This is a genomic window from Cupriavidus metallidurans CH34, assembly GCF_000196015.1.
Taxonomy (GTDB): domain Bacteria; phylum Pseudomonadota; class Gammaproteobacteria; order Burkholderiales; family Burkholderiaceae; genus Cupriavidus; species Cupriavidus metallidurans.
Map to the genome: position 1 here is coordinate 1312457 of NC_007974.2, position 22840 is coordinate 1335296.

Genomic DNA, 22840 nt, shown 5'->3' on the forward strand with positions numbered 1-22840 from the left:
TTGACGTGCGGACGGACGGCCTAGATCTGGCCGATATCCGCACAGAACCGCCATGCAGAAAGGAGAATGCCCCGGCCAACGAGCGTGCCGGGGCGGAAGGAGAAGACGCGAGAGGTTTCTCGGGCCAGGTTGAGGTCCACTTGAGGGCTACTTGATGCCGAATCGGCGGTCGAGCGAAAAGGCGCCGGCACCCCGGCCAATCAGGAAGAGTTGCAACGCGGCCCAGGTCAGGTGCGTGGGCCAGGCATCGGGATAGACAAAGATCTCGATGACCAGCGTCATCCCCAGCAGCGCGAACGCCGAAAATCGCGTGAACAGGCCGAGCACCAGCAGCACCGGAAACAGGTGCTCGGCGTACGCGGCCAGATGGGCCGCGAGTTCGGGCGGGATCAGCGGCAAGTTGTACTCCTGCTCGAACAGCGAATAGGTGCTGTCCTTGATCGTCAGCAGCCCGGTGACCTTGGTGCGGCCCGACAGGAAGAACACCGAGGCAATTGCCAGCCGTGCCAGCAATGCCAGAAACGAGTCGCTGATCAGCCGCGAGGCCCGCGTTGTAAGGTTCGACCAGAGCGTGGTATCGGCCCGCACTGGGGAATCGGTATGAGATACGTTTGACATGGCTACCTCGGCAAGCTGGATAGGCTCAGTGAATGTCTGCGCCGTGAATGTCTGCGAAAACCCGCGCGCCAAGCAGCGTGGCCAGCAGGCGGGCGATGTCGATGCCGGGCTCGGCAACCATGGCGGACTGGCTGGCGATCTGAAGGTTGGCGCCTGCGGCGCAGGCATCCAGAAAGGCGCACATGCCCTGCGTGGCGTGTTGCCAGACCACGGCACCTTCTGGCCGCGTCAGCAAGGCGCCCTCCCCGATCCATTCGAGTTCGCCATCAAGGTCACGCTGCTCCCGATTTGCCCGCCAGATCGTGAAGGCAGGCGTTTCGAACCAGCGCCAGCGCACGCTGGCGCATGGCCGTAGCGCCGCGCCAAGGAGATCGCCCCCGTTCAGCGTGGCCAGTGCCGCCGCGTCCAGCGCCTCGTCATCGGCGGCCAGGTGGGACTCGGTCCAGAGGCGATCCAGACGTGCCACGTCCGGCAGGTATGGCAGTGCCGCGGCAGGCTCGAATCCCGACAGGAAATCCGCGAATTCCTGCCCATACTCAATCAGGCAGACGCTGCGCGGGGGCTCCGCGCAGACGTGGATCAGCGCCGCCGCGCGAAACCAGTCCTCTCCTACCAGCCGCAGGACCGTCGGGAAATTCGCGGCCAGCGCATCCACACAGCCCTTGAGCACGGTGTTGCGATAGACCTTGAAGCCGGGCTGCTGCGTCAGCGGCGTGATTGGGGTCCACGGCGGCGCGATGCCCGGCGGCGCCAGAATGGCGCGCAGGAAATCGTCCTGAAAGTGATGTCCGTTGGCGTTCATGATGTGGCGACCTCCGCGTCCAGGATGGACTGTGCGCGATCCCGCTCGTCAAGCAAGTCGGCGAATTCGGGAATGTTGTCGTCCCGTTCGATCAGCGTCGGACGCTCACCTACCCGCGCCACGAAGCGGCGATATAGCGACCAGACGGCCTCCGCCACCGGCGCATCGTGCGAGTCGATCAGCAGTGACGCGCCGAACTCGTCGTCGAAGCTGTGTCCGGCCAGATGAATCTCCCGCACGGCTTCGGCCGGCACGCGGGTCAGGTAGTCCCACGCGTCGTAACCCATGTTTCGGGCGCTGACGTAAACGTTGTTAATGTCCAGCAGCAGCCCGCAACCGGTGCGCCGCACCAGTTCGGCCAGAAAATCGGTCTCGCTCCAGTCGTGCTCGTCCATGCGCAGGTAGTGCGACGGGTTCTCCAGCGCGATGGCACATCCAAGGCGGTCCTGAACGCGGGAGATATTGGCCGCCACTTTCGCCAGTCTTGCCGTGGTCCGCGCCACCGGCAATAGATCCGGCACGTAGCGCCCGTCCAGCGTCGACCACGCCAGATGCTCGGAAACCAGCACCGGCTCGATCCGCCGCAACAGTGCGTGAAGCCGATCGAGATGCGCCTCGTCCGGCGGGGCATCGCCCGCCAATGACAGCGACACGCCGTGCAGTGCCACCGGATGGCGCTCCCTGATGGCCGTCAGCCACGCCAGGCGCGGACCGCCGGCCATCAGGTAGTTCTCCGGGTGGACCTCGAACCACAGGCCCGGCTCGGCGCATTGCAGCGCCTGCTCGAAGTGTTGCGGCTTGAGTCCAAGCCCCGCGCGTGGTGTCGCTGTCATGGTAGACGTCTCCAACGGGCTGCTATCCGGCTTACATCGGCTTCAGCGTGCCCATGCCGTGCGGCGTCTTGATCGTCGCGCAGGTACCAACGGGCACGGACTTGAAGTGGTCGCGCTCGTAATCGGTCTTCTGGGTACCGGCGCACGTCGTGCCCGCCCCCGCCTTGCAATCGTTCTGGCCGGCCATGGCCACGCCGTAGCACTTCTCCATGGCGGGCTTGTCCTTGGACGGCTGCATGGTGCTGTTCTGCGCCAGGGCGACGCCCGAAGTCAGGGCGGCCAGGGTCACGGCGGCGGCGAGCTTGATGGTGTTCATGGCGATACTCCTTGAGAGCGGATCAATGTGAAGGGAAGTCAGATATCCGTGGTCCCGCCCGGCCTGCCTTGCGACGCAAGGTTGTTGGGCTCGGTGGTCGGATGATCTGACTGTCAATTCGCGGGGGATCCGTCACCGGTTACAGCCGCCCGGGAGAATATTTTTTTGTGGTCCGCTGTAACCGGATGGCGCCCGCCGACGAATAACGGAGAAGCACATGCACGCGGATTGTCGCCATGGGTGCACTCACATATCATTTCGAAGCGATCACCCCTGAACCTCGTGACGATGTTGATCGATCAAATCTCCGCGCAGTCGTCGCCTGCATGAAGCCCGCTCCCGAGCGCGCCGGCATGGAGGCGATGGATGCGGTGGAGCAGCGCCTGCGTGCGCTGCTCCTGGCCGGCCTGGGTGGCGATCAGGCCGCCTATCATGCATTCCTGACCGAACTGACCGGCCGGCTGCGCGCCTTTGTCCGGCGGCGGCTCTATCAGTTGCAGGATGAAGTCGAGGACATCGTCCAGGAAACGCTTCTGGCGGTGCACAACGCCCGGCACACCTACCGCGCCGAGGAACCGCTGACGGCGTGGGTCTACGCGATTGCCCGCTACAAGCTGCTGGATTTCCTGCGTAGCCGTTCCCGTCACGGGGCGACGGAGTCGCTGGACGATGTCGCGGACATCCTCTGCCATAGCGACGACGCGCCGGCGCACGATGCACGACTCGACCTGAGCGGCCTGCTCGAGCAACTGCCGGACAAGCAGCGGCTACCGATCCTGCACGTGAAACTGGAGGGCCTGTCGGTGGCGGAGACCGCCCGGCTGACGGGGCTGTCCGAATCGGCGGTCAAGGTAGGTATTCATCGCGGGCTCAAGGCATTGGCCGCCAAAGCCCGCCTGTTCACATCATGAAGACAGACGATCTCATCTCCCTGCTGGCCACCGGCATCCGCCCGGTGGACCCGCACATCATGCACCGGGCATTCGTCCGGGCGCTCTGCGCCGGTGCCGCCGGCGCGCTCCTGCTGCTGACCATGACGTATGGGGTGCGCCCAGACATCCGCGTGATGCTGGTCACGCCGATCTTCTGGCTCAAGGTGGCGTTTCCGCTGTCGCTGGCAATCGGCGCATTCGTTGTGCTGAAACGGCTGGTGGTGCCCGGCGCGCAGGTGGGTACCCGTTGGGCGGTGCCCGGCGTGCCGGTGCTGGCGGTGTGGATCGGCGCCCTGGCGGTGCTGGCCAATGTGCCGGCAACCGAGCGGCTGTCACTGATGCTCGGCATGACGTGGAGGACCTGCCCGTTCAATATCGTGTTCCTGTCCTTGCCGCTGTGCGTGGCGCTGGTCTGGGCGGTTCGGCAGATGGCCCCAACGAACCTCCGCGCCGCCAGCGCCCTGGCCGGACTGCTCGCCGGTTCGGTGGCGACTATCGTCTATTGCCTGCATTGCCCCGAAATGGAGGTCCCGTTCTGGGCAATCTGGTATCTGGCCGGGATGCTGATTCCGGCGGCGCTGGGCTGGCTGCTCGGCCCGCGCCTGCTGCGCTGGTGAGACGCCACGGCCACACCCTGCCCCCCGCGCGTGGCCCGTCTCAGATCTGATCTGCAAGATATCGAATTCCGCAAACGCGCGGACTGAATATATTGGCTGTGTCCCGGGACGCTGCCCGTGACCCCGTTTCTTGCAAACAATCAGAACATTCTCTGAAAGGGGGCTGCGATGGTCAGCAGAGTCCCGCGCAAGCCGACGCCGGCCGCCGGCAAGACAACTTCAGTCCAGACGCGTGTCGATGGCCCCGTGGTAATCCGGCCGATTCCGATCCCGATCCCGCTCCCTGTCGCGCCCGATCCCAATCAGAATTTCTTCGACGCGGGCCGCCCCGGTCAGCCAGTGGTCCGGCAGGACGACCTGCTCGTGCTGCGGGTGGAACTGAACAATCTGACCGTGCAGCGAGGCAGCCCGCCTCGGCTGCGCAAGACTGGCAGCGGTGTGGCCACGCTGGTCCTGCATTTTCCACCTCAGTCGATCTTCGAGCAGGCGTTCGCCGAATCCTCCCCGCCAGCCGTAGATCCCCCCGTCACGCTGCCCGCGCGCGCGCGTATCGCGGGGGAATCGCGGATCGCGTTTGCCGTGCCTGATGGCTTCGATATCCCATACACGCTTGAAGGCGTGCTTACGGCCGTGCGCGATCTGCCACTGGCCGTGGGCGCCAATGCCCTGCCGCCCACGGCCGCGCAACCGCCCCTGTCTTTTCCCGAATGGCTCGGCGGACTGATCGCGCAGGCAACCGGCAGCCTGACGCTGGCCCAGCGCGCCGCCCTGCCGAGCATCACGCTACGCAACCTGAAGCTCGCATCGGTCCAGCGCGATACGTCGACGCTTGAGCGGCGGCAGGTGGCCCCGGCTACGGCACGGCGCCGTGCGGCCCTGCCGGCCATCGACGTTCGCCGGGGCGTTACCACGGACGTCGGGCTCGGTCCGATCCTGTCGGGCCTGAAACCCCGTCCCGCCGAGCCTACCGCCCAGCAGACCGCGCTGGAGGTACCCTGGCGCCTGATCCTGAGCCCCGATGCCGATGAGCGCTGGCATCACGCGGTGGCGCCAGTCACCACGCCGGACGGGCATACGGAGCTATGGCACACCCAGCTCGTGGCACCCACCGATCAGGGCACCATCGTGCCCCCGCACCCCGACCCCAACCGCATCGTGCGCGCGGTCTGGGCGCTGGCGGGTGAAGGGACGTCGAAGCCGATGCAGGCCAAGTTTCCGGCCGCCGTCGGGGAACTGCCCGCTCCCGTGGACATGCCGTTCAAGGCAGCACTCAACGACATGGACCGCTACAGCATTGTCCATCTGTCGTCCAACTTCTCGCGCTCTGGCTACACCCCCGCCGCGATTCCTGCCGATCAGTTGATGCTCTCCGCGCTGGGCGCGTGGATCAACGTGCGTGGCGTATGGGACGGCCCCCAGTCGATCGACCTCGTCGCCTGGACCCATCGCGGCAGCATGGGGCGCGACCACTACGTGCGCACGGTCAAGCGCGGGTTTCTATGGCCCTTCGGGCACCGCGCGGTGCTGGTCGAAGTCACCGAGCGAAAATTCCAGCATGGCGGTGTGCCCGGCAATGCGGCGGTGCTACGCAAGCGTACGTTCATCATCGTGCGCGAACGCGAGCGGGCCTTCACGGAGACCGATCTGCGCAGCGGTACCGATGGCCGTACGCAACTGCACCTGCAGATGCCCCTGACCAGCGTGCGCATCCTGAGCCTGGTGACGCCGGACCTGAGCCCGGTAACGCCGACGACGGCCCCGATCTGGCCCCTGGTCGGCGGCGTGCCGTTTCCGTTCCGCTGCGAAGGCACGGATCTCGACGGGCGCGCCATCCGCTTCGACCTGCCGATGGTGTTCATGTATGAATCCATCGCCATGGACCCGAGCACTGCGAACGACACGTTCGCCAAAGCGCAGACGCTTTGGGATCAAGGGCTGCCACCCGGCGAGGTCCCCGGCACGGGACGTGGCGCGACGATGGCGCCGCAATCGATGACGCTGGCGCGCAGCGCCCAGCCCGGTGACACGATGCTGGAGGTGCGCGAGCTACGCTTCGGCGCGGAAGCCGGCACCGGCAATCCAACGCTGAAGGCGTACGGCCAGACCCAGCAGCGTCCCGCCTTCTATCCGAAGGTGGTTCGGGCCACGGTGCGCATTCCTGCATTGGCGCAGCTTACCGGCAGCGGCGACGCCAACGTGGTGGAATGGAACAACACCTACCTGGCCAGCGAGTTCGGCGCGGACAACAAGGGACAGGTGTTCGTCAACATCGTGCCAGGCGATCCGAAGAACCAGGCCCGGCTCGATTTCTCCGCACAGGGGGATCGCGCCGGCGGCTTCGTCCAGCCGAACCTCAGTCCGAGCGCGGTGTCTCGCCTGACCGGGCCGGTCACCGGCTCTGTCAACGATTTCGTGGGCGGGCGCATGACCGGGTCGGATGCCTTCCCCGGCGCCGGACTGCCCAACCTTCCGTTGCTGTTCGGATGCATTCCACTCGGCGCGGTCATTGAGACAGTGACGTCGTTGGTGGACACGCCCGAGCAGGTGCCGCGCTTTGTCTCGGAGTGCGGCAGCCAGGCCGAACTATTCCTGAACGGTCTGGCGCAGCTTTATGCCGCCTTGACTGGGCTGGCCGGGCAGACAGGCAGCGCCGCCACGGGCGGGGTGAGCGCCATTGGCTCGACGGTGGCAGACCTGAAACAGCAGGCCGCCACCTACGCGCCGGGCCTCGTTGCCGATGCGCAGGCGCGACTGGACGCCCTGCAAGCCGCGCTGACCGCACTCAGCAACGCTATCGCGCCGCTGGTCAACACGTCGATCGACGCAGCGCCTGCTCTGCCCAATCTCGCCACGGCGATCACGGCTGTGCAGAGCGCCTCGGATCAATTGCGCGCCACCGCAGGTGCGACGGTCGCCGGTGTCTCGCTACCCGCTGGCCTGCGTCAGTCGCTGATTCAGGCCGCCAACGTTGCCACGGCGCTTGCCGGCGACCTCGGCACGGTGGCCGCGCTGGTGGCCGAAGGCAAGGCGCTGTTCGCCGCGCTCGATGCGATCCTCGGCGACCCGAAGGCGTTCCAGGCCCTGCTGAGCGATGCGGATGCGCTTTTTGCCCACCTCAAGGCCGTGCAGAACGCGCTGGCGCCGCTGCGGGATACCCTCGCCAACTTCCGGCTGCTCGAAGGCGCGGCGCGGCAGACGCTGTTGAACGTACTCGACGCGATGATGCTGGCGCTCGCAGTGAGCGATGATGTGCTCCGCACGCTTTTGCAGGTGCTGTTCGGCGATGAACTGACCATCCGCTTCAACTGGAACCCGCGCATCGCCAGTTGGCCAGCCTCCGGCCCGATCTTTCACCCCAACGACCCCGCCGGCTTCTCGGTGGCCGTGGAGGCCAAGGTCAAGAAATCAGGCGGCGGGCAGCCGAAGCTCACGGTCGTCAGTTCGCTCAAGCATTTCGACCTGATCCTGATAGGCGCTGCCGGCTTCCTGGAACTGAATTTCGAGAAGATCGAATTCCGCGTTGGCACCGCCGACAAGATGAACGTCGACGTGCTGCTCAACGACATCAAATTTATCGGCCCGCTCTCATTCGTGGAGACGCTGCGCGACCTGATACCGCTCGACGGCTTCTCCGACCCGCCCTACCTGGATATTTCCACCCAGGGGATAGATGCGGGCTTCAATGTGGCCCTGCCGTCGATCTCGGTGGGCATGTTCAATCTCAGCAACCTCGCGCTGGGCGCCGGGTTCACGGTGCCGTTCATTGGCCAGCCGCTGGCGGTGCGGTTCAATTTCTGCACGCGCGAGCAGCCGTTCAATCTGTCGGTCTGCATGTTTGGCGGCGGCGGGTTCTTCGGCATCACGCTTGATCCGGGCGGCATCCAGCTGCTGGAAGCCTCGTTCGAGTTTGGCGCCAGCATCTCGGTCAACCTCGGCGTGGCATCCGGTGGTGTCCATGTCATGGCCGGCATCTACTTCCGCATGGAGCAGGACAACTGCGCCCTGACCGGCTATTTCCGCCTTGGCGGCAGCGTCAGCGTGCTGGGGCTGATCACGGCGTCGATCGAACTGTACCTTGCGCTGGCGTACGAATCGCAAAGCGGCAAGTGCGTGGGGCGCGCGCAGTTGACGATCGAAGTCGAGGTGTTCCTGTTCTCCACCAGCGTCACGATCAGCTGCGAGCGAAAGTTCGCCGGCGCGAACGGCGACCCGACCTTCCGCGAACTCATGGGGCTGCAGCCGGCCCTGCCGCTGACGGACGAACTGGCGCTGATCCACGACGACACCGAGTACGCCTGGCGGCAGTACGCCGAGGCATTTGCCTGACCCGACGTTGGTCAAACAGGGGGCTGCGCATGGCCACGCAAACGATTCTCTGGACGGTCCTGCCCGCCGGGCGTGTGACCGAGGGGGCCTTGAAGGGGCGCCTCAAGGTGTCGGTCGTCGCTTCGCCGCGACTGACACCCGAACGCGCGAACGAGCGACAACTCCGGGCCTTTCCTGAATGGCTGCTCTGGCCAAGGACCGTGGCCGAGGCAAAGTTCGGGCTACGCATCGGCACCACGTTGCTGCCACTCGAGCCACTTGGGCCGCTTGCCGGTCAGGCACAGCCCGACGTCGATCTGTGGAGCCAGCTCTTCGCGCCGGAGACGCCGGTTGATGGCTTCGTCTTCAAGGACATGAGCCGGGTCAACCTGCGCTCCTACGCCGTGCGCAACGTGCTCGGTCTGGCGCGCAAGTACTACGCGCAACTGGCCGTGGGCGCCACCAGCCGGCACCCGACGTTGTTGCCCTGGTCATCGGCCAATCCGGCACTACGCGCCATGCTGATCGACATGGGGGCACCGCGCGAGGTGGGCGCGGAGCGCCAGGGTGGCTTCGCCCGTTTCTTCAACGATGGCGATGGTGGCATCGAGCAGGTGCTGCGCAATAGCGTATTCGGCCCTAACTCGAAATACTCGGGCACCGCGGCCGGCATCGGTGTCGACAGGGGTGGCAACCCGGTCAACGGGGCAAGTTTCCCGGTGCGCGTGCTGCCGCCGGACTGGCAGCCGCCCAACGGCACGCCCGATACGGCGTTGATGGCCAACTGGGCCACCGCCGCCGAATACACGCTGTACCAGGCCGACCGCTTTTATCGCCGGGAACCCCTCTCGGCGGATGCGCTTGCCATGCGCCGGCCGAGCGGCAAGGGCATTCCCCCGCCGCCCGAGACCCAGACGCTCGACTTCCACAAGCGTCTGGCGTCCTACAGCGACTACCCAGCCCTGCTGCGCAGACTTGGTGTGCTGCTCGACTTCGTCCTGCCCGCCGAAAACCCGATCGATCAGCAGGTCGGCCAGCAAGGCAACGCGCAAGGGACGATGCAACTCGATCTGCGCTGGGCCAATGATCACGATCCCGGCGTGGATGGCTGCCCGGCCACCGCGTGGCAGGCCGACTCGCAACGTTTCACGGCCCGCCCGCGCACCAACGATCACCACATGGGAATGCTGCGGCTGGGCGGCGCCAATGATCGCTGGGATCAGTCGAAGCGCATTCCGTTCGACGTCTATCAGGTAGACCCCGACGGCACCGCGCTGAAGACCGTGGATTTCGTGCTGTCGGCGCAGCGGCTGATCGACAAGAGCCACAAGACCGGCACCGATGGCGCGGTGACCTACACCACCGGGGACGACCAGCCCGTTGCCGCGTTGCGTGCCGGGGGGATCGGTGTCTCCCGCCATGGGCGTGCCGCCGCGCTGGCCTTCGGGGCCGCCAGCAGCGCCGCCAAGGATGGCGCCGTCCGCAGCGGCGCGGCGGCTTCGGCCGGGATTGCCCTGTTCACGGAAGATGTGCTGCGCGGGTATAGGGTCGACGTGCAGCCGATCATCGGAGGCAAGCCGGGTCGCTGGCAATCGCTGTGTCGGCGGCAAGGCGCATACCAGATTGCCGCGACGGGCGCGAAGCTCTCGCTGCCTGCCGATGACGAGGGCTACGTCAAGGGCGCATCGACGACAAGTACCGCCAACCCTGCCAGCGGCGCCGACCCTGACGATCACTATCTGCACGAATCGTTGTTCCGCTGGGCTGGATGGAGCCTGGTGGTGCCGCGTCCGGGCCGCACGCTGCGCGCGCAGGATGGCGATTCGGGCGTGCAGGCCGAAGTGCCGACCGATGTGACCGATGCCGCGGCCGCTACCGATGGGAACGGCATCCTGGCCAGCTTCGTGGCCGCGAAAGGCAGTCTGCCCCGGCTGCGCTTCGGCTTTGCCTATCGCTTGCGCGCGCGGCTGGTCGATCTCGCCGGTAACAGCCTCGATGTCGACGACCCCTCGCTCGGTGACGGAGAAAACGAACTGGAGGTCACGCAGCCAGTCACGTACTGGCGTTTCGAGCCGGTGGACCCGCCCGTGCTGGTGCAACGCGCGCGTGCCAGCGAGGGGGAGTCGCTGGAACGCATGGTCATTCGCAGCAACTACGACGCCGATCCGGCCACCTTTTTGACGACCGGCGCGTTTGCCGATGCGATCAAGCTGCCGGCTTCCGCCGATTTCGCCTACACACCCGCGAACGAGCGGCATGTGGTACCGCCCAAGGCGTCGCAAACGCTGTGCGAGACCCACGGCCTGTTCGATCCGATGTTCGGGTCCGCATCGGGAATCCGCGATGCGTACGCGCTAGCCGCGCGCGAATCGGGCACGCTCTACGACGCCGGTCCGGGCGCTGACGTGGCGTTGATCACCCCCACGGCGCTGGCGAACGTTGCCACCACCGTCGCGGTGCCGCCAGCCCTGCCGTCGCCGGACAACCCGACTGGCGACCGGCTCGCGGCTGGCCAGTACGTGATCCATCGCGAGGCACGGGTGCCAACGCCGTGGCTGCCCGATGTCGCAGCCGGGGGCATCGCGCTGCGCGCCGCGCCGGGCAGCCGGCTGCCCGGCGTGACCGGGCCGATGTCACTGGGCGCGGGCGCCGAGATCGTCGCCATTCCGGGTAACGAACTCGTCCTGATGGTGGCGTTCGACCAGCGCTGGCCCGATACACGTGGGCTGCGCATCGTGCTGGCGGAACGCATCGGACTGCTCGCCGACCCACCTTGTCAGGTCACGTATCCCGACGACGGCGCACCACGCTGGGACGCCGACGCCCGCACGCTGACGTTCCTTCTGCCCAAGGGCCAGATCGCGAGGCTGACCTATGCCAGCTTTGTCCATCCCGACCTGATCGGCACGTTCGGCCTGCCAGACTGGGTGGATACCGCCGCCGAAAAGGCGCTGCTACAGCAGATGGCACTGACGGGCGCGGCATGGATGCTCACGCCGTACCGGCCGCTGGTACTGGTTCACGCGACGCAGCAACCGGTTTGCACGCCGGAATTCCTGACCGGACTGGGCACAGCACGCAGCCCGGGCGATCGCTTTGCCAAACTTGGCGCGCGTGTGCGGGTGCATGGGCCGAGCACGGGCAAGCTGGAGTTGCAGGCGACATGGACCGAATGGATCGATGACCCCGCAGACGCAGCAGGCCCCCGGATCGCGCAATGCGAGGGCACGCTGGCGGAGATCGCCCTGCCGGAGAACGGACCCAACCTCGACAGTCTCGGCCCACTTGTCGATGCGATGATCGCTGATCCGCAACGACCCCGCGCGCGCGGCGACCAGCACGAATTCGGCGATACGAAATGCCGTCTGGTGTCGTACTGCCTGCGGGCTACGACGCGCTTCCGCGAGTACCTGCCGGCGGCCCTTTATGCGGACCCGAACGCCATCACCCGTACCGGGCAATTCGCCCAGGGGCCGCGCATGGTGCGTGGCGCCGACGACGATCCGGGCGCACCGATGCTGCGGGCTGCCGATGGCACCGACGCCTATACCGTCATACCCGCCAGCGCTCCGCCGGATGCGCCGCGCGTGCGCTACTGCGTGCCGACGTTCCGTTGGAGCGGCACGCCCACCAGCACGGACTTCGACACCACCCGGCTCGGCAACGGCGTGCGCGTATGGCTGGATCGCCCGTGGTTCACGTCCGGCGAAGGCGAACTGCTCGGCGTCGTGTTGCCGGCCAGCGGGGATTTCGCCAGCATCCCGCTGCCGCTTGAGGGGCTCGTGACCCAGTGGGGCGCCGATCCGCTCTGGGATTCGGTACTGCCGAAAATGTCGATCCACGACACCGACTTCCCGGCGCGGGTGACATCGGCATTGGCCCCACTGCAGGAAGCGGGCAATCCCAAGGTCATGGTGGTCGGGCATCGGGTTCACTGGCACGCCGAACGCAGTTGCTGGTACTGCGATATCGAGCTGGACCCGGGGTTGACCTATATGCCGTTCGTGCGGCTGGCGCTGGTCCGCTACCAGCCAAATGCGATCGACGAGGCGCTGGTGTCGAAAGTCGTGCTCTGCGAGTTCGCCCAGGTCCTGCCGCGCCGACGCGCCACCTTCGCCCGCACGGGGACGCAGGTCAACGTCAGCCTGCGCGGTACGGTGCCGGCCCACGGGCCGATGAAGTGGTCGGCCGATGGCGAATATCTCGACATCTCGTTTATCCCGCCATTCGGCACCGAGGGCGAGACCGGGCGCAACAAGGTGGAAGTCGTGCTGCAGACGCGGGATCCGGCCATCGACAGCGATCTGGCCTGGCAGGATGTTCGCGTGCTGGCGGACAGCCTGCTGGACCCGAAGGCCCCGCTGAATATCGGCACCGTCGGCCAGCATCTGGTGGGGCAGGCGCCGCAGCGCATCGTCCCGGAAGTGCTAGGGCTTGGCCGCATCGCACCGCCCGCTGCCGTCACCGGGGCTATTGGGGCTATTGGGGCTATTGGCGCCATTGGAGCAATCGACGTGACACGGCCATCGCTGGGCGACCTGCTCGATCCGGTGATCTGGTCCGGCACGGTCACACTGCCCGATGTCGCAGGCAAGCCCGCGCGGCTGGCCATCCGGGAGTTCGAGCGGTATTACACCGACCGCACCGTGCCAGAAGTCCGGGCCGGCAAATCGTTGCGGCGCCGGGTGGTGGAGGAACGTCTGGTCTACACGACATTCTTTCCGCTTGCCTAAGTTGCAGCGCAACACAAATAATAGAGCGGCTTGTACCTCACGTGATTCACCCAACGGAGAGACACATGGCCGACGATGGCAAGACCGCCGCACCGCCGCCAGGGCGGGAGCCGCTGCTGATCGACCTGGCGCTACAGGGCGGCGGCGCGCACGGCGCCTTCACCTGGGGCGTGCTCGATCGGCTGCTCGAAGAGCCGTGGCTGGAGATCGACGGCATTTCCGGCACCTCGGCCGGCGCCATGAACGCCGCGGTGCTCGTGCATGGCCACGCGCTTGGCGGCGCCGAAGGCGCCCGGCAGGCGTTGTCGGACTTCTGGCAGCGCGTCTCCGAGACGGCGCGTTTCAGCCCGTTCCGCCGCAGTCCGCTGGACGTGATCCTGGGCCGCTGGACCCTCGACGATTCCCCGCTGTTCGTCGCCGCCGATCTGGCGGCTCGGATCTGGTCGCCCTATGACCTGAACCGCGCCGGCAGCAATCCGCTGGCCGATATCCTGCAGGCCAGCATCGACTTCGAGCTGCTGGCGCGCGCGCCTATCCACCTGTTCGTCACCGCCACCAATGTGGAAACCGGCCGCGGACGCGTGTTCAAGAACGCGGAGGTCACGTCCGAGGTGCTGCTGGCCTCGGCGTGTCTGCCCACGGTATTCCAGGCCGTGGAAATCGACGGGGTGCCGTACTGGGATGGCGGCTACGCCGGCAATCCGACGATCACGCCGCTGGTGCGGGAATGCTGCTCGCACGACACGATCCTTGTGCAGATCAACCCCGTGGCCCGCCCCGGCGCGCCACGCAGCGCCCGGGACATCGTGAACCGCCTCAACGAAATCTCGTTCAACGCCGCGCTGCTCAAGGAGTTGCGGATGATGGCGGTGCTGCAGCGCGTGGCCGATCCCGGTGACGCGGAAGGAGCTCAATGGGCCAATATGCGCATCCACCGCATTGCCAGCGACAAGATCGCCGAGTACGGCACGGCATCGAAGATGAATGCAGAGTGGTCGTTCCTGTGCCTGCTGCGCGACGAAGGGCGTGAAGCGGCTGCGCAATTCCTGGCCGAGCACGGCGACGCGCTCGGTCAGCGCTCTTCGTTCAATCTCGACGAACTGCTCGAGGAGATCTGAACCATGGGTCTCCTTGGCATCGTCATCGCCCTGGGGGCGATGATCTGGCTCGCGTTTCGCGGCTGGAGCATCCTGATCATCGCGCCGGCGGCGGCCCTGCTGGCCGCGGCCACGGCGGGCGAACCGCTGCTGGCTCACTGGACCCAGACCTTCATGGGCACGGCGGCGGGGTTCGTCGCCCAGTTCTTCCCGTTGTTCCTGCTCGGCGCCCTGTTCGGCAAGCTGATGGACGACAGCGGCTCCGTCACGGCCATCGCCGAATGGATGACGCGCGTGCTCGGTCCCCAGCGTGCGATGCTGGCCGTGGTGCTTGCGGGCGCGCTGCTGACCTACGGCGGCGTGAGCCTGTTCGTGGCGTTCTTTGTGCTGGCGCCGATGGCGCACGCGCTGTTTCGCGCGGCGGACATCCCGCCACGCCTGATGCCCGCCGCCATCGTACTGGGTACGTCGACGTTCACGATGTCGGCGCTGCCGGGAACGCCGGCGATCCAGAACGCGATTCCCATGCCGTTCTTCAGCACCACGCCGTTCGCCGCGCCCGGCCTGGGTATCGTGGCCAGCGCGATCATGCTGACGTTCGGGCTGTGGTGGCTGTCGCAGCGCGAGAACGCTGCGCGCCGCAGGGGCGAGGGTTACGCCATTGCCGAGGAGGAGGCTTCGCCCGATGAGGTGGCGGAGCGCCCGCTGATCCGTGAGCTTGCCAGTACCGCACGCGAATTCGACCCGGCCGAGGCGCTGCAAGGCAGTCGCAGCGACGAGCCGCCAGCAGCCTTTATCGCGCTGCTGCCGCTGGCCGTGGTGATCGTGGTGAACCTGCTCATGAGCTTCGTGGTGCTGCCACGGGTGGATGCCGACTACCTCGGCCTGCCCGAGTGGGGCGCGACCACGCTGCAGGCAGTCAGCGGCGTGTGGTCCGTTATCGTCGCACTGACCGCTGCCATTCTCTGCCTGATTGCGCTGAATTTCCGGCGCCTGCCGGAGCTGCGCGACAGCATGGGGGCTGGCGCTCACGCCGCCGCCCTGCCGGTGCTCAGCGTGGCCAGTCTGGTGGGATTCGGCGCGGTGGTCGCCAGCCTGCCCGGGTTCGGCGTCGTGCGGGACTGGGTATTGTCGATCGAGGGAGGCCCGCTCGTGTCGCTGGCCGTGGCAACAAACGTATTGTCGGCGCTGACCGGCTCCGCCTCTGGCGGCCTGACCATTGCGCTCGATGCGCTGGGTGGCACCTACCTGACACGTGCCTTCGACCTGGGCATCGATCCCGCCATCCTGCATCGCGTGGCCGTGATGAGCGCTGGCACACTCGACACGCTGCCGCACAACGGGGCCGTGGTCACGCTGCTGGCCGTATGCGGCGCCACGCATCGGGAAAGCTACGGCGGCATCGTGATGGTGGGGATCGTCGGCCCGATGCTGGCGCTGGCGGCGGTGATCGCGCTGGGGAGTTGGGTTGGGTCGTTCTGAAGCCTGATGAACCAAAGCCCGATGAACCGAGGGGTCAGGCGGCCCCCTCCCCGCCGACCTGGGGCTGCACGATGCCCATCCGGCGCGCGGCCAGCTTCATTTGCGTGAACTGGATGCCGAACAGCGCAAGCTTCGATGCCAGCGGAAACACGCCGATAAAGAGCGGCCACGATGCCGTGAACGCCACTGCCACCACCAGGTTCAGCAAGCCGGTGAGCAGCATCAGCCCGGCCCACAGGTAGCCATAACGGGTCAGCAGATCGCCCATGCGCTCCCGCGCGACCGGTGGCACGTAGCGGTGCATCCAGCCGCCGCGCAGCATGACCACGCCGACCAGCACATACAGCACGCTGGGCTTGCCCATCACGAAGCGGGGGTCGTTCGTCAGTAACGTGGCAGCGGCCGATACCAGCACGCTGATCAGGCTGATCCATTGCAGCGCGGCAATGGGCTCACCGCGAAACCTCGCCCAGAGCACCACGCCGACCGCCACGGCAGTACCTGCCGCAGTGGCCACCACGACATCGACTTTCATGGCAAACAGTACGGCAAAGACGATCACGCCAAGCGAGTCGAACAATACCGGTCGTAATGCGTAGAAGAATGCGCTCATGCGGGTCCTTTCCCAGTCTCCAACTGGCGGTGCGTCGCAGCAAGTGATCCGGACGCCAGAGCGCGTCAAACTGATCATTGCATAGTTCTGCGAAGTGTCGGAGACGCGCCTGCCCGCGTCAAGGTAAACATGAGTGAATCAGGGTTGGCCCGGAGTGCGCAAACGCTGCACGGGGCGCCAGGAACCCCACAATCCCTACAACTCCCACAATCCCTACTGCGTCATGGGGATACTTCCTCCTGCCGCAATGGGTCGGGACGTACCAGAATGTACTGGGAGGGGACGCCAATGACTGAGCGCAAGCCATCAACGTTGCCGAGGACCATCCTTTTCACGGTCGTGGTGATCGTGGGGCTTGCCTTTGCGCGCGTGGCACGGGCCCAGATCTTCGGCGCGGTCAGTGCGGACGGGTCCATCACGCTGACCAATACGGCGGGAAATCCACATCTGCACCTGCTGGTCGCCGGCAATCCACCGGCCGAGCGCAAGCCCCGGGAGCCGAGGGATCTGCCCACCGACGCCGCGCTGTTCGCGACTTTCATTTCGGAAGCCAGCCGCAACTCCCACCTGCCGCCGGAACTGATCCGTGCCGTGATTGCCATCGAATCGCGCTTCAATCCCAATGCGGTATCCAGAAAGGGCGCGATCGGACTGATGCAACTGATGCCGGATACCGCCAAGCGGTTCTCGACCGGCGACATGCTGAATCCGCGCGACAACATACTCGCGGGCGCACAGTACCTGCGCTATCTGCTGGACCTGTTCCGCGATGATCTGGAACTTGCGCTGGCGGCCTACAACGCTGGCGAGAATGCGGTGATCCAGGCGGGAAACCGGATCCCGGCCTACGCGGAAACGCAGGCCTACGTACCGATGGTCATGGCGCACTACCGCAGGCTGCTGGCCTCGGGGTAATGCGCCGGCGATGGCCGGTGCTGCTGCTTTACTGCCCTACGGCTCTACGGCTCTACGGCTCTACGGCTCTACGGCTCTACGGCTCTACTGCCGGATCGTCGCCGCCTGCATCAGATTGCCGACCACATCCGCCCTGGCCTTGTTGAGCGCCACAATATGCAGTTGCCTGCGGATGTCGTCTTTGACGTCGTCAAATGCCGGGACCTGCGTGGCACGCTTCGCATCGAGCCTGACGATGACACGAAGATTGTCGACCACGACTGGCTCCTGCGTGACCGCACCAACCTCCAGATGGGAGACGGCTTCGGCCACGGCTACCGGCACGCCCTGGCTCTTGCCTTCGACCACGGGCACCCGGAACGTGATCCACGGCATCTCGCCCCCGCCCTCCTTGCTCGACGCCACGCTGTACATCCGGACCAGCTCATCGAAGGACACGCCCGCCCTGAGCTTTTCCAGCACGGTACGGGCGGTCCGATCGTCCGCCACCGAAATGATGCGGACCTTGTACTCCTCCTTCCCCATCATGCTGACTACCTCGTCATACCGCGCCTTGACCTGCGCATCGGTAATCGGATCGAGGCGCAGGTTGTCGCGCAGGTAAAGCTCCGCCTCCGCCGACGCCTTCGCGGTGTTGGCGGCCTGCACGACTTCCGGCCTCCGGTCATACCCATCCTTTTCCGCCGACTGCCGCAGCACTTCGCGCACGATCAGTTCCTGTGTGAAGAACTGGCGCATCTGCGGGGTGTCTGCCTGGCGCGCCACACGCAAGGCGTCGTCGAGCTGCGTCTGCGCAATCGGCACGCCGTTGACGACGGCGAGCGTTCCGGGCGGCAGGCCTGTGCCCGCCCCGCTCCCGCTGTCATCCGCTGCCTGACATGGCGCAAGGCACGCAGCGAGCATCAGGCCGAGCGCCAGACGTGCCGGACCTGACAGACGAGACAGGGCAATCGCATTCATGGTGGGCCTCCGCATTCGGACGACTGGCGCGATGTTCGTGCGCCCGGCGAGATCAGTTCGACGCCATCAGATGGTGGTACGCATGGAGGATCTCGTCCGCCGTCGCGAAACCATCTATCCGCAGCCAGGGCTTGCCCGGCGCCGCGCGCAGCAGGACCACCGGACTGTGATTCATCTTGTCTTCGTGATAAACGTTGAAGGCCTTCTGGGCGGCAACGCTGGCCGACACTGCGCCGGTGTAGTGCTGCCACTCCGGGCCCGCGCCGAACTTCGCCGCATATTCCCGCAACCGTCCCGGGGTGTCGTGCTCGGGGTCGATCGAGATGGAGACCAGATGCACCTTGTCCCGGTCAGGACCCAGTTCCGCCTGAAGCTGTGACAGCGTCTGGCTGATGACCGGACAGATCGACGTGCACGTGGTGTAGATGAAGGTCAGTACCACGGGCCGGCCATCATCGAGTTCATTGGCCAGCGACACGGCCTGCCCATCGTCACGCACCAGCGTCACCGGCGGCAGGCGATAGTCCACCGTGGACGTATGCATCTCCCGTTTCATCTCGTGATGGGAATGCGGATCGTCGGATTCATGACCGACGGCGCCCATCGAGACGCACACGATCAGCCCAACGGCGGTCACTGCCGCCACTTTGCTCCAACGCTTTGCGTACGCTTTCATGGGAGTCCCCTCCTCGACGTTTCGCTGACGCGCACCCTGGCGGGTGTTTACTCCATTGTGGGCAAGCAGCGCCAAGGGCGGCATGGGGAACCCTCCCCTAACTGGGATAGGTAAACCTCCGCCCGGCGCGCCTAGGGCACCGTCCAGTCCCCATCCGCCGCAACCCGGGTGCCATCCGGCCCCGAGAAGCGGACCATGTAGCCGCCCTTGGATGCGAATCGCTGCCCTGGCGCGAGAGTCAGGCGCGGATAGTATCCGGTGATGACGCGGCGCTCGATCATGTCCTCCACGCGCTCCACGAGGTAGTCGCGCTGGAAGGTATCGGCCATATGGTTCAGGGTCTCGGCTAGCAGCCCGCAAGCCAGGAACGTATCCGCCTGCACCTGTTCGGCCACCAGCGGGATGCGCCGGATCGTGAACCATCCGAGCGCATAGTCGACGCGCACACGCCGGCGTTCGGGCAAGTCGACGGGATACGCCAACTCGGTGACCGCTCGCCAGCCCGCAGGGACAGGCGTATGTTCCAGCCCGCCCATCAGCCCCGACATCAGCACGGTCGTTCCGGGCGGTGGGCTGCCGCCAAGCGCCGCCACATCCGGCGGGCGCAGCCAAAGCACCAGTACGTTGCCCTTTGGCACCTTGCGCAGTGCGCTGGCGATGCTCTCGTGCGCCTTCAGCACGCGGTTCGACACCGTAACGCCTGCGGGCATGAGCGCTGCCGCGAGCGCCCTGGCGCCAGCGTCACCGCTATCGCCCTCGCGGTATACCTGAAGCACCGGGCCAACTGCCTTGCCGTCCTGGCCGCGCAGGATCGACCGTGCCATCAACTGCGCCTCAAGGGTGACGCCATTGGAAAAGTAGAGCGAATAGAACCCCTTGCCCTCCTCGGCGGGCACCTCGACATTGGGAAACAGGCACGGCACGGCTGCCTGCTCGCAGAACGCGTGCACCGGCGCCCAGTTCGAACCGCCAAGCCCGGATACCACGGCGAGCACGGGCTGTTCCGCGAGATGTTTCTGCAATTGCGCCTGCCACGTGGAGGGCGCACCGCTCAGTTCCCAGACATGCAGCTGCCAGCGCCGGTTCACCATGAACATCATGCTGCGCGACGCGCGCAGACGCGGCGTGGGGCCCAGCGGGAACGCGTTCTTGTCAGCGAAATAGTGCTGCAACACGTCCAGCATTCCCTGGCGTTTGACCGGGTCCGCGTCTGGCGTGATGATCGTGGCGAAGTGCAGCATGGTCCCATCGACGCCGGGCAGCGTGCGTGCGTCAAGGCGCTTCAAAAAGCCGATCAGCGCCGCCATATCGGCATCGTCCAATGCGAAATGCGGCATCAGGTAGCTCAGTGGCCGGCCTTCCGAGTCGAGCCCGCTGCGGATGGCCCGTGCCAGCGTAGCCTCCGTGTAGGGCTCGCGGTCGATACGGATGCCATCGACAAATGGCAGGTCGAGATCGTCGGGATTAGTTGCGCGCGGGTGAAAGAGATACCTGCCCGTAATCGGGGGAATCGCCGTCAGGCCGGCACGCGCGCCGAGCCCGCTGCGCCGGTGGCAGTTCATGCAGGCGGCGGCCTGGCCCTCCATGCGCATCCCGCCATCGCGGATGGCCTGAAGCGGCTCGCCCGAGGCCAGCGTGCCCTGCCGGAAAATCCGCTCGCCAGCGTCTGGCGGCGGGTCGGCACGGACTAGGCCCGCCAGCAATAGCAGCGCCAGCCACGCGGCAATCCGCCAGAGTCGGCAAGCAAGCGGGTTCATTGCATCGGGGCCGGGCGGAAGCCGTATGGGGGCGCCGCAGTGGGTCGTGCCGCTTCTTCGCTGCCACGCATCGACGGCGGCTTGGCGAACATGATGTCTTGCAATGGCGGATTCATCTGGATGCGATCGATCACGAGCCGTTCCCCGGCACGCGCCATGCCCTCGCCGCTCTCAATGACGAATGGCAGGCGCACGCCGTCCACCTCCCGGTAATCGCGGTAGTACACGGTCACCAGATGCGCCTGTCCGGCGGCGTTGCGGGACTGCCGCTCCGACTTGATATCGAGATAGGTCTGCGCGTCGATCCACTCGCGGCGCGAACTGCCGGAGGGCAAGGTGACACCGAGCCGGTAGGCCTTGTGCCCGTCAACCTCGTCAGTGCCCTCCATCACCACGGTAATGCCCTTGGCCTCGCAGTCGATCAGCGGCCCGTCGATGACCTGCTCGTCGTGCGCGAACTTGTCCTCTTCCGGCGTGTAGGGCGTCAGGCTCGGCTTGCCCTGCGCCGAACGCACCTTCCAGCCGCGATTGCCGTCGAAGATCCGCACGGCCTGTTGACTGCCGCCGCGAATCTCGAAGCGCGTCTTGTTGGGCCGCTTGAGGGCCAGCACGAACTGGGCGGGGGCCTGCGCGCTTTCCACGTGCCCGACCCATACCATGGCATCGATCTTGCGCCAGGCTTCCGCGCCGCCAATGGCCTTGCCATGCTTCTCGACGACCTCGGCAGCGGTAGGCTCCGCCGCGCAGCCCTGCGCGCCTGCCAGTACCAGCAGACAGGCGGCCAGCGCGTTACCAGCCATCGCCCTGGTGCCCATGGTCCGGGCGCGTGTTGCTATGGTGCTCATGGCGTTCGCCCCCTGCTACTGGCCTGCGGCTCCCGGAACGGCAGCCTGCGGCTTGGCGAACGCCGCATCGTCTACCGGCGGATTCACGGCCACTCGCTGGATCTTCATCTTGTGCCCCGGCTTGACGCCAACAACCACGGTTTCCACGACGTGCGGCATCATCAGGCCGTTCTCCTTGCCGTATTCGCGGTAGTAGATCGCAACCGGACGCGGCCGTCCGTCCATCACGCGGGGTTCGCCGTCCATCTTCACCTCCAGGAAGCTCGACGCATCTACCCACACCCTGCGTTGCACCCTATCCTTCGTCGTCAGCCTGAGCCGGTAAGCACGATGGCCTTCCACGGTGTCAGTGCCTTCAAGTTCGACGGTAGACCCCTTGCGGGCGTAATCGACCAGCGGCCCGTCGAGCTCAGCCCATTCGGCCGCTGCCTTTGCCTCGGCGGGCGTGAACGGTTCGGCGCCGTCCCGCCCCAGGAACGGCCGGACCTTCCACCCTTGCGTGCCGTCGTAGACCTGCACCGCCGTCTGGTCCTGGAACCGCAACTCGAATCGCACCTTGTGGGGGCGCTTCATGGTGGCCACGAACGGTAGCTTCGTCTCCTTCTTGCCACCCGCGTCCAGTTCGCCCGACATGGTCAGCGTATTGACCGCCCGCCAGGCCGCAAGGCCGCCCCGCGCGGCCACGTTCCGGTCGACGATCTGGGCGGCGGACATCCGGCCTGCATCGGCGGCGGCGGCCGCGACCGGTGTCACGAGCACGGCCAGACCCAGCGCCACAAAGAGATTTCGGTTCATGGGTTTCTCCTCCCCGGTTCAGGCGTCGACTTGTCCGAGCCCGTCCACCTATTCCACCACCAGGCCGTCGATGCGATACGTGCCAACCAGTATGCTGACCCGGTCGCCGGCCTTGATCACGTTGCCCTTGTTGGAAAACACCATCCAGTACTCCTGGCCAGCTTCCAGTTGCCCGGTCTGCCGCAACTGGCCGATCTTGTCCATCACCGGAATCTCGAGCAGTGCGTGGGTGCGCTGGCCAATCAGATACGGCGTGGCGTTCTTGTCGCCCAGCACCTGAGCGATTTCAGGCTGGACGACGCGAAAACTGAAGCGCAGCAGGTTGCCCGACGCCGTGCGGCGTACCCGCAGGTTGTCCACGCCGCGATTCAGCTCGTAGTAGGACTGGGCCCGTTTCGGCACATTGACGGGCCGATACGCGGACGCGGAGCCTGCCTTGGCCGCCGTCGCATCGCCCGACGCGGCCAGCGCGCCGGGCACGGCGCCGCTGGCAAGCAGCAACGCCGTGGTGGTCAGGATGCATGCGAAACAGGTCATTTCGTTG

At 66.2% G+C, this 22840-nt stretch carries 18 protein-coding genes; 7 read left to right on the forward strand and 11 right to left on the reverse strand.

Going from position 1 to position 22840, the window contains the following annotated elements:
- Nucleotides 1-147: 147 nt before the first annotated feature.
- Genes RMET_RS24075 through RMET_RS24090 form a run of 4 tightly spaced genes read right to left on the reverse strand, consistent with a single transcriptional unit; the run spans nucleotide 148 to nucleotide 2569 of the window.
- A complete protein-coding gene (locus RMET_RS24075; protein ID WP_011519116.1) occupies nucleotides 148-618 on the reverse strand; it encodes a DoxX family protein in 471 nt (156 codons plus the stop codon).
- Between the two features lie 25 nt (nucleotides 619-643).
- Nucleotides 644-1420 carry an HvfC/BufC N-terminal domain-containing protein gene (locus tag RMET_RS24080; protein ID WP_011519117.1) on the reverse strand — a complete coding sequence of 259 codons (777 nt, stop codon included), beginning with the start codon at nucleotides 1418-1420 and terminating at the stop codon, nucleotides 644-646.
- A complete protein-coding gene (bufB, locus tag RMET_RS24085; RefSeq protein ID WP_011519118.1) occupies nucleotides 1417-2253 on the reverse strand; it encodes an MNIO family bufferin maturase in 837 nt (278 codons plus the stop codon). The genes RMET_RS24080 and bufB overlap by 4 nt, the downstream gene beginning before the upstream one ends.
- A gap of 31 nt (nucleotides 2254-2284) precedes the next feature.
- Complete coding sequence (locus RMET_RS24090) at nucleotides 2285-2569, reverse strand: BufA1 family periplasmic bufferin-type metallophore (RefSeq protein ID WP_011519119.1); 285 nt, start codon at nucleotides 2567-2569, stop codon at nucleotides 2285-2287.
- Between the two features lie 326 nt (nucleotides 2570-2895).
- Here RMET_RS24090 and RMET_RS24095 point away from each other — a divergent pair, with 326 nt between their 5' ends.
- The 6 genes from RMET_RS24095 (at nucleotide 2896) to RMET_RS24120 (ending at nucleotide 15735) form a co-directional block, all read left to right on the forward strand.
- Nucleotides 2896-3480, forward strand: coding sequence for a sigma-70 family RNA polymerase sigma factor (locus tag RMET_RS24095; protein ID WP_049799845.1), 585 nt, complete (start codon nucleotides 2896-2898; stop codon nucleotides 3478-3480).
- Nucleotides 3477-4118: a DUF1109 domain-containing protein gene (locus tag RMET_RS24100; RefSeq protein WP_011519121.1), complete on the forward strand. Its 642-nt coding sequence runs from the start codon at nucleotides 3477-3479 to the stop codon at nucleotides 4116-4118. The genes RMET_RS24095 and RMET_RS24100 overlap by 4 nt, the downstream gene beginning before the upstream one ends.
- Nucleotides 4119-4286: 168 nt before the next feature.
- Nucleotides 4287-8444, forward strand: a complete 4158-nt coding sequence (locus RMET_RS24105; RefSeq protein WP_011519122.1) for an ABC transporter substrate-binding protein — start codon at nucleotides 4287-4289, stop codon at nucleotides 8442-8444.
- A gap of 29 nt (nucleotides 8445-8473) precedes the next feature.
- Nucleotides 8474-13156 carry a hypothetical protein gene (locus RMET_RS24110; protein WP_011519123.1) on the forward strand — a complete coding sequence of 1561 codons (4683 nt, stop codon included), beginning with the start codon at nucleotides 8474-8476 and terminating at the stop codon, nucleotides 13154-13156.
- Nucleotides 13157-13221: 65 nt separating this feature from the next.
- Nucleotides 13222-14274, forward strand: coding sequence for a patatin-like phospholipase family protein (locus RMET_RS24115; protein WP_008649035.1), 1053 nt, complete (start codon nucleotides 13222-13224; stop codon nucleotides 14272-14274).
- A 3-nt stretch (nucleotides 14275-14277) separates the two neighbouring features.
- Nucleotides 14278-15735: a GntP family permease gene (locus tag RMET_RS24120; protein ID WP_011519124.1), complete on the forward strand. Its 1458-nt coding sequence runs from the start codon at nucleotides 14278-14280 to the stop codon at nucleotides 15733-15735.
- Nucleotides 15736-15769: 34 nt separating this feature from the next.
- Here RMET_RS24120 and RMET_RS24125 read toward each other — a convergent pair whose 3' ends face one another.
- Entirely contained in the window at nucleotides 15770-16348 is a 579-nt protein-coding gene (locus tag RMET_RS24125; RefSeq protein WP_011519125.1) for a septation protein IspZ, read from the reverse strand.
- Nucleotides 16349-16636: 288 nt separating this feature from the next.
- On the opposite strand from RMET_RS24125, the gene RMET_RS24130 reads away from it, so the two are divergent.
- A complete protein-coding gene (locus RMET_RS24130; RefSeq protein WP_017514262.1) occupies nucleotides 16637-17263 on the forward strand; it encodes a lytic transglycosylase domain-containing protein in 627 nt (208 codons plus the stop codon).
- Between the two features lie 84 nt (nucleotides 17264-17347).
- Here the strand turns inward: RMET_RS24130 and RMET_RS24135 are convergent, their stop codons facing one another.
- The 6 genes from RMET_RS24135 to RMET_RS24160 all read right to left on the reverse strand — a co-directional run bounded on the left by RMET_RS24135 (nucleotide 17348) and on the right by RMET_RS24160 (nucleotide 22833).
- Entirely contained in the window at nucleotides 17348-18223 is an 876-nt protein-coding gene (locus RMET_RS24135; protein ID WP_011519127.1) for a peptidyl-prolyl cis-trans isomerase, read from the reverse strand.
- A gap of 52 nt (nucleotides 18224-18275) precedes the next feature.
- Nucleotides 18276-18899, reverse strand: coding sequence for an SCO family protein (locus RMET_RS24140; RefSeq protein WP_029306311.1), 624 nt, complete (start codon nucleotides 18897-18899; stop codon nucleotides 18276-18278).
- 131 nt (nucleotides 18900-19030) lie between these two features.
- Nucleotides 19031-20656 carry a c-type cytochrome gene (locus RMET_RS24145; protein WP_011519129.1) on the reverse strand — a complete coding sequence of 542 codons (1626 nt, stop codon included), beginning with the start codon at nucleotides 20654-20656 and terminating at the stop codon, nucleotides 19031-19033.
- Complete coding sequence (locus tag RMET_RS24150; RefSeq protein ID WP_011519130.1) at nucleotides 20653-21501, reverse strand: hypothetical protein; 849 nt, start codon at nucleotides 21499-21501, stop codon at nucleotides 20653-20655. Before RMET_RS24150 ends, RMET_RS24145 begins: the two co-directional genes overlap by 4 nt.
- A 15-nt stretch (nucleotides 21502-21516) precedes the next feature.
- The gene (locus tag RMET_RS24155) at nucleotides 21517-22296 is read right to left on the reverse strand and encodes a LolA-like protein (protein ID WP_011519131.1); all 780 of its coding nucleotides are present in this window, start codon (nucleotides 22294-22296) and stop codon (nucleotides 21517-21519) included.
- Between the two features lie 48 nt (nucleotides 22297-22344).
- Nucleotides 22345-22833 (reverse strand): hypothetical protein, encoded by a 489-nt coding sequence (locus RMET_RS24160; RefSeq protein WP_011519132.1) that lies wholly within the window; start codon nucleotides 22831-22833, stop codon nucleotides 22345-22347.
- Nucleotides 22834-22840 lie beyond the last annotated feature (7 nt).

What these genes read in the sequence shown, in the direction of transcription:
- RMET_RS24130 (WP_017514262.1), top strand. Translation starts at nt 16,637, where the DNA reads ATGACTGAGCGCAAGCCATCAACGTTGCCGAGGACCATCCTTTTCACG.
- RMET_RS24140 (WP_029306311.1), bottom strand. Translation starts at nt 18,899, where the DNA reads ATGAAAGCGTACGCAAAGCGTTGGAGCAAAGTGGCGGCAGTGACCGCC.
- RMET_RS24135 (WP_011519127.1), bottom strand. Translation starts at nt 18,223, where the DNA reads ATGAATGCGATTGCCCTGTCTCGTCTGTCAGGTCCGGCACGTCTGGCG.
- RMET_RS24080 (WP_011519117.1), bottom strand. Translation starts at nt 1,420, where the DNA reads ATGAACGCCAACGGACATCACTTTCAGGACGATTTCCTGCGCGCCATT.
- RMET_RS24110 (WP_011519123.1), top strand. Translation starts at nt 8,474, where the DNA reads ATGGCCACGCAAACGATTCTCTGGACGGTCCTGCCCGCCGGGCGTGTG.
- RMET_RS24125 (WP_011519125.1), bottom strand. Translation starts at nt 16,348, where the DNA reads ATGAGCGCATTCTTCTACGCATTACGACCGGTATTGTTCGACTCGCTT.
- RMET_RS24095 (WP_049799845.1), top strand. Translation starts at nt 2,896, where the DNA reads ATGAAGCCCGCTCCCGAGCGCGCCGGCATGGAGGCGATGGATGCGGTG.
- RMET_RS24075 (WP_011519116.1), bottom strand. Translation starts at nt 618, where the DNA reads ATGTCAAACGTATCTCATACCGATTCCCCAGTGCGGGCCGATACCACG.
- RMET_RS24100 (WP_011519121.1), top strand. Translation starts at nt 3,477, where the DNA reads ATGAAGACAGACGATCTCATCTCCCTGCTGGCCACCGGCATCCGCCCG.
- bufB (WP_011519118.1), bottom strand. Translation starts at nt 2,253, where the DNA reads ATGACAGCGACACCACGCGCGGGGCTTGGACTCAAGCCGCAACACTTC.
- RMET_RS24150 (WP_011519130.1), bottom strand. Translation starts at nt 21,501, where the DNA reads ATGAGCACCATAGCAACACGCGCCCGGACCATGGGCACCAGGGCGATG.
- RMET_RS24090 (WP_011519119.1), bottom strand. Translation starts at nt 2,569, where the DNA reads ATGAACACCATCAAGCTCGCCGCCGCCGTGACCCTGGCCGCCCTGACT.
- RMET_RS24115 (WP_008649035.1), top strand. Translation starts at nt 13,222, where the DNA reads ATGGCCGACGATGGCAAGACCGCCGCACCGCCGCCAGGGCGGGAGCCG.
- RMET_RS24155 (WP_011519131.1), bottom strand. Translation starts at nt 22,296, where the DNA reads ATGAACCGAAATCTCTTTGTGGCGCTGGGTCTGGCCGTGCTCGTGACA.
- RMET_RS24145 (WP_011519129.1), bottom strand. Translation starts at nt 20,656, where the DNA reads ATGAACCCGCTTGCTTGCCGACTCTGGCGGATTGCCGCGTGGCTGGCG.
- RMET_RS24120 (WP_011519124.1), top strand. Translation starts at nt 14,278, where the DNA reads ATGGGTCTCCTTGGCATCGTCATCGCCCTGGGGGCGATGATCTGGCTC.
- RMET_RS24105 (WP_011519122.1), top strand. Translation starts at nt 4,287, where the DNA reads ATGGTCAGCAGAGTCCCGCGCAAGCCGACGCCGGCCGCCGGCAAGACA.
- RMET_RS24160 (WP_011519132.1), bottom strand. Translation starts at nt 22,833, where the DNA reads ATGACCTGTTTCGCATGCATCCTGACCACCACGGCGTTGCTGCTTGCC.